Origin of the sequence: Kitasatospora sp. NPDC056327, assembly GCF_042261735.1 — a bacterium.
In the GTDB taxonomy this organism is placed as follows: domain Bacteria; phylum Actinomycetota; class Actinomycetes; order Streptomycetales; family Streptomycetaceae; genus Kitasatospora.
On record NZ_JBHJRC010000390.1, the window covers coordinates 1 to 6,658 of the forward strand.

Here is a 6,658-nt window from a genome sequence, read left to right on the forward strand (position 1 = left end):
CCCACGAACACGCCCCCCTCGCCCTCGCCCAACAGAACAGCGGCATCACCGACTCCACACCCCTCTTCACCACCCTCCTCAACTACCGCCACAGCCGGACGGCGGCGGACGGTCCCGGCTTCGGTCTGGACGGCGTCCGCGCCGGCCGCGGCCAGGAGCGCACCAACTACCCGCTCACCGTGGCGATCGACGACTTCGGCAACGGATTCGACCTCACCGTCCAGGCCGTCGCCCCGATCGACCCCGCCCTCGTCCGCGACCTCCTCCACACCGCCCTCCACAACCTCACCGACGCCCTCGACAACGCACCCGACACCCCGCTCCACGCGATCGGCGTGCTCGACGAGCCGACCCGCCACCGCATCCTGGAGGAGTGGAACGACACGGCCACCGGCGTCCCGGCGAGCACCCTCCCCGAGCTGTTCGAGGCCCAGGCCGCCCGCACACCGGCCGCCGTCGCCCTGGTGTTCCGGGACGAGGCGCTCACCTACGCCGAGCTCAACGCCCGCGCCAACCGCCTCGCCCACCTGCTCATCGACCGCGGCGTGGGCCCAGAGTCGATCGTGCCCGTCATGGTGGAGCGCTCCACCGAGATGGTCGTCGCCCTCCTCGGCATCCTCAAGGCCGGCGGCGCCTACCTCCCCGTCGACCGCGACCACCCGGCCGACCGCATCGCGTACCTGCTCGGCCAGGCATCCGGGCCCTTGACGGTGACCCGCGAACTGGTCGACGAGTCGGCGGCGTTCTCCACCGGGAACCCCTCGGGCCGGACCCTGGAACCCCGGCACCCGGCGTACGTGATCTTCACCTCCGGCTCCACCGGCCGCCCCAAGGGCGTCGTGGTCACCCACACCGGGACCGCCTCGCTCGCCGCCACCCAGATCCCCGGGTTCGGCGTCGGCTCCGGCAGCCGGGTGCTCCAGTTCGCGTCCGTGGGCTTCGACGCCTCGGTGTCCGAGCTCTGCATGGCCCTGCTCGCGGGCGCCACCCTGGTCGTCGCCGACTCCGCCGAACGCACGGCGGGCGGACCGCTGGAGCGGCTGCTCACCGAGCGGCGGATCACCCACGCGACCATCCCCCCGGCGGCGCTGGCCGTGATGGACCCCGACGACGTCCCGGCCGGGCTGACCGTCGTGCTCGCCGGGGAGGCCTCCGCCCCCGGTCTGGTCTCCCGCTGGTCCCGGCGGCACCGCCTCTTCAACGCCTACGGGCCGAGCGAGACCACCGTCGACGCGGCCTTCCACGCCTGCGGCCCCGACGAGCCGGACAGCGTGCCGATCGGCCGCCCCTCCGGCGACACCCGGGTCCACGTGCTCGACGCGCGCCTCACCCCGGTCGCCCCCGGTGTGGCCGGCGAACTGTACGTGGCCGGCGCCGGCCTCGCCCGTGGCTACCTCGGACGGCCCGGCCTCACCGCCGAGCGGTTCGTCGCCGACCCGTTCGGCGGCCCCGGCGAGCGCCTGTACCGCACCGGCGACCTGGCCAGCTGGACGGCGACGGGCGAACTCCGGTTCCTCGGCCGCACCGACCACCAGGTGAAGATCCGCGGCTTCCGCATCGAGCTCGGCGAGATCGAGGCCGTCCTGGCCGCCCACCCGGCGGTGGACGGCTGCACGGTCACCGTCCGCGAGGACCGTCCCGGCGACCGCCGTCTGGTCGCCTACACCGTGACCCGTGGCACGGCGGCGGCGGATTCCGAACTGCGGTCGCACGTGGCCGCGTCGCTGCCCGAGTACATGGTGCCGTCAGCGTTCGTCGCACTGGACGCCCTGCCGCTCAACGTCAACGGCAAGCTGGACCGCGCGGCCCTGCCGGAGCCCGTGCACACCGTGACGGACCGGGACCGCGGACCACGCGACCCGCGCGAGGAGATCCTCCGCACGCTGTTCGCCGATGTCCTCGGTGTGCCGTCGGTCGGTGTCGACGACGGTTTCTTCGCGCTCGGCGGCCACTCCCTGCTCGCCACCCGCCTGGTCGGCCGCATCCGTTCGGCCCTCGGTGTCGAACTGCCGATCCGCGCGCTCTTCGAAGCCCCGACCGTCGCCGCCCTGGCCCGTCGTCTCGACGGCAACGGCGCGGCCACCCGGCCCGCCCTCGGCGCCGGCAGCCGGCCCGAGGTCCTGCCGCTGTCCTTCGCCCAGCAGCGCCTCTGGTTCCTGGCCGAACTCCAGGGCCCGAGCCCGACGTACAACATTCCGCTGGCCCTCGACCTCTCCGGCCCCCTCCGGGTCGACGCCCTCGAAGCCGCGTTCCACGACGTGCTGGCACGCCACGAAGTCCTCCGCACGGTCTTCGGTTCCGCGGACGGACAGCCGCGCCAGCACGTCCTCGCGCCGGAAGCGGTCGGCCCACTGCTGAGCACGGAGCCGTACGACGAGGTCGTGTACGCCCGGGCCGCCGCGCACACCTTCGACCTCGGCGGGGAACTCCCCTTCCGGGCCCGCTTGTTCTCCCGGGGAGCGAACGAGCACACCCTGCTGGTGGTCGTCCACCACATCGCCGGCGACGGCTGGTCCATGGCACCGCTCGCCCGCGACCTCTCCACCGCCTACACCGCCCGCCTCACCGGCGACGCCCCCGCGTGGCAGCCACTGGCCGTCCAGTACGCCGACTACACCCTCTGGCAGCGCGACCTCCTCGGCGACACGGAGACGCCCGACAGCGTCCTCACCCGCCAACTCACCTACTGGCGGACCGCCCTGGACGACCTGCCGGAGGAGCTGACGCTCCCCACCGACCGTCCCCGCCCAGCGGTGGCCGGTCACCGCGGCGGCACCGTCGACCTGGCCGTTCCCGGTGAACTCCACCGGAGCATCAGCGCGTTGGCCCAGGACGAGGGCGTGACGGTGTTCATGGTGCTGCAGGCGGCACTGGCCGTACTGCTCTCCCGCCTCGGCGCCGGCACCGACATCCCCATCGGCACGCCCATCGCGGGCCGCACCGACGAAGCCCTCGACGACCTGGTCGGCTTCTTCGTCAACACCCTCGTCCTGCGCACCGACCTCAGCGGCAACCCCTCGTTCACCGACCTCCTCCACCAGGTCCGCGACACCAGCCTCAACGCCTACGCCCACCAGGACATCCCCTTCGAACGACTGGTCGAAGCACTGGCACCGGCCCGATCCATGGCCCGCCACCCCCTCTTCCAGGTCATGCTCTCCCTCCAGAACAACACCCCACCCGTACTGGACCTCCCCGGGCTGACGGCCACCCCCGCACCCGCGGGTCCCGCGCCCGCCAAGTTCGACCTCGGCCTCACGCTCGACGAACACCACACCGCCGCAGGCGCCCCCGAAGGAATCCGCGGCACCCTCACCTACGCCCAGGACCTCTTCGACGCCCGCACCGCCGAGCGGATCGCGGAACGATTCCTGCGCGTCCTGCACGCCGTGATCGCAGTGCCGGCCGCGCCGGTCGGCGAGGTGGAACTGCTCGCACCGGACGAGCGGACGCGGATCCTCACCGAGTGGAACGCCACGCCGAACGTGCCGGTGACCGGCTCACTGCCGGAGCTGTTCGCCCGACAGGTCGCACGGACACCCGACGCGGTCGCGGTGGTATGCGGGGACACCGAGTTCACCTACGCACAACTGGACGCCCGGGCCAACGGCCTCGCCCACAGGCTCCTCGCCGAGGGCGTCGGGGCCGAGGACGCCGTCGCGGTACTGATGGAACGCTCCGCGGACCTGGTCGTCGCCCTGCTCGCCGTCCTCAAGGCCGGCGCCTGCTACGTCCCCCTCGACGCCCGCTACCCGCTCACCCACCGCCGCACCATCACCACCGAGACCGGCGCCACCGTCGTCCTCACCGACACCGCACTGCACCACCAGGCCACCGAACTGGGCCTCACGGTGTCCACCACCGACGGAGAGGCTTCACCCGACGCCCCTCAGGTGAACTGCCACGAACGGCAGCTGGCGTACGTGATGTACACCTCCGGCTCCACCGGCCGCCCCAAGGGCGTCGCCGTCACCCACCACGACATCACCACCCTCACCAACGACCACCGCTACACCAGCACGGCCACCGAACGCGTCCTCCTCCACTCCCCCCACTCCTTCGACGCCTCCACCTTCGAACTCTGGGTCCCACTCCTCAACGGCGGCACCACCATCGTCGCCCCACCCGGTGAAATGACGGCCACCTCGCTGGCCCGGTCGATCGCCCGGCACCGGGTGAGCCGGCTCTTCCTGACCATCGGCCTGTTCACGCTCTTCGCGGACGAGGACCCGGCCTGCTTCAGCGGCCTGCGCGAGGTGTGGACGGGCGGCGACGTCGTCTCCCCGGTCGCGGTCGCCCGGGTCCGGGAGGCCTGCCCGGACACCCTCGTCGTCAACGTCTACGGCCCGACCGAGACCACGACCTTCGCCACCGCACACCCCGTCGCGGACACCAGCGAGGCGCTGCCGATCGGCGGTCCGCTGGACGGCATGCGCGCCTACGTCCTGGACGCCCGCCTGCAGCCCGTGCCCGCGGGTGTCGCGGGTGATCTCTACCTGGCCGGCCACGGCCTCGCCCGCGGCTACCTCGCGCGCCCCGCCCTCACCGCGGAGCGCTTCACCGCCGACCCCCACGGCACCCCCGGCGAGCGGATGTACCGCACCGGCGACCTCGCCCGCTGGAACGAGCAAGGCGAACTGGAGTACGCCGGACGCGCCGACCAGCAGATCAAACTCCGCGGCTTCCGCATCGAACCCGGAGAGATCGAAGCCGCACTGGCCGCGCACCCCGCCGTCGGCCAGGCCCACGTCCTCCTCCGCGAGGACACCCCCGGCGACAAACGCCTCATCGGCTACCTCGTCCCGGCCTGCTCCCCGGACGGGCTGGACGTCACCGACGTCCGGGCCGCACTGTCGGCGGCACTGCCCGAGTACATGGTCCCGGCCGGGTTCGTCGTCCTGGACGCCCTCCCCCTCACCCCCAACGGCAAGCTCGATCGCAACGCCCTCCCCGCACCCGACCACACCCCGCTTACCGGACGCACACCCCGCACACCGCAGGAAGAAGTCCTCTGCGAGATCTTCGCCCAGGTCCTCGGCCTGCCCCGGATCGGCATCGACGACAGCTTCTTCGACCTCGGCGGCCACTCCCTCCTCGCCACCCGCCTGGCCAGCCGGATCCGCACCGCCCTCGGTGTCGAACTACCGATCCGCGTGCTCTTCGAAGCCCCCACCGTCGCCACCCTGGCACGACGCCTGGACACCGTCGCGAGGGCCCGTCCCGCCCTGACCGCGGGTGCCCGACCCGATGCGCTGCCGCTGTCCTACGCCCAGCAACGCCTCTGGTTCCTCGCCGAACTCGAAGGCCCCAGCCCCACCTACAACATCCCCCTCGCCCTCCACCTCACCGGCGCACTCGACACCACCGCCCTCGAAGCCGCCCTCCACGACGTCGTCGCACGACACGAAGTCCTCCGCACCGTCTACCCCACCGTCGACGGTCACCCGCAGCAGCAGGTACGCCCGACGGACTCCATCGGCACGCTGCTCTCCGTCGAGCCGCACGACGCGGACGCGGTCGGCCGGGCCGCCGCGCACACCTTCGACCTCCGCAACGAACTCCCGCTCCGCGCCTGGCTCTTCGAGCACGCCACAGGGGAGCACACGCTGCTGGTGGTCGTCCACCACATCGCCGGCGACGGCTGGTCCATGGCACCACTCGCCCGCGACCTCTCCACCGCCTACACCGCCCGCCTCACCGGCGACGCCCCCGCATGGCAGCCACTCGCCGTCCAGTACGCCGACTACACCCTCTGGCAGCGCAACCTCCTCGGCGACACGGAGACGCCCGACAGCGTCCTCACCCGCCAACTCACCTACTGGCGGGAGAACCTGCGCGACCTCCCCGAAGAGCTGTCACTCCCGGCCGACCGCAGCAGGCCCGCCGTCGCCGGCCGTCGTGGCGGCACCGTCGACCTCGCGGTTCCCGGTGAACTTCACCGGCAGCTGAGTGAGTTGGCCCAGGACGAGGGCGTGACGGTGTTCATGGTGCTGCAGGCGGCGCTGGCCGTGCTGCTCTCCCGTCTCGGCGCCGGCACCGACATCCCCATCGGCACGCCCATCGCGGGCCGCACCGACGAAGCCCTCGACGACCTGGTCGGCTTCTTCGTCAACACCCTCGTCCTGCGCACCGACGTCGCGGGAGACCCCACCTTCGCCGACGTCCTGGGCCGGGTCCGTGACACCAGCCTCAACGCCTACGCCCACCAGGACCTGCCCTTCGAGCGACTGGTGGAGGAGCTGGCACCGGCCCGATCCATGGCCCGCCACCCCCTCTTCCAGGTCATGCTCTCCCTCCAGAACAACACCCGGGTCACCCTCGATCTCCCCGGGCTGGAGGTCACTCCCGCACCCACAGGATCCGCACCCGCCAAGTTCGACCTCGGTCTCACGCTGAGCGAGACCTTCGCCGCGGACGGCACGGCCGGAGGAATCCGCGGCACGCTCGCCTACTCCCTGGATCTCTTCGAGGCCGGGACAGCCGAGCGGATCGCCGAACGATTCCTCCGCGTCCTGCACGCCGTCACCACCACCCCGGACCTGCCGGTCAGCACCGTCGACGTACTCGGCCCCGAAGAGCGCCGGCGGATTCTGGTCGAGTGGAACGACACCACGCACGACGTCCCCGAAACCACCGTCCACCAGCTCATCGAAACCCA

1 protein-coding gene is annotated in these 6,658 nt (G+C 72.3%); it reads left to right on the forward strand.

All coding sequences use genetic code 11. The annotated features are described in order from the left end of the window. Nucleotides 1-6,658: amino acid adenylation domain-containing protein (locus tag ACFCX4_RS33560; protein WP_376150792.1), on the forward strand; the 6,658-nt coding region annotated here is incomplete at both ends.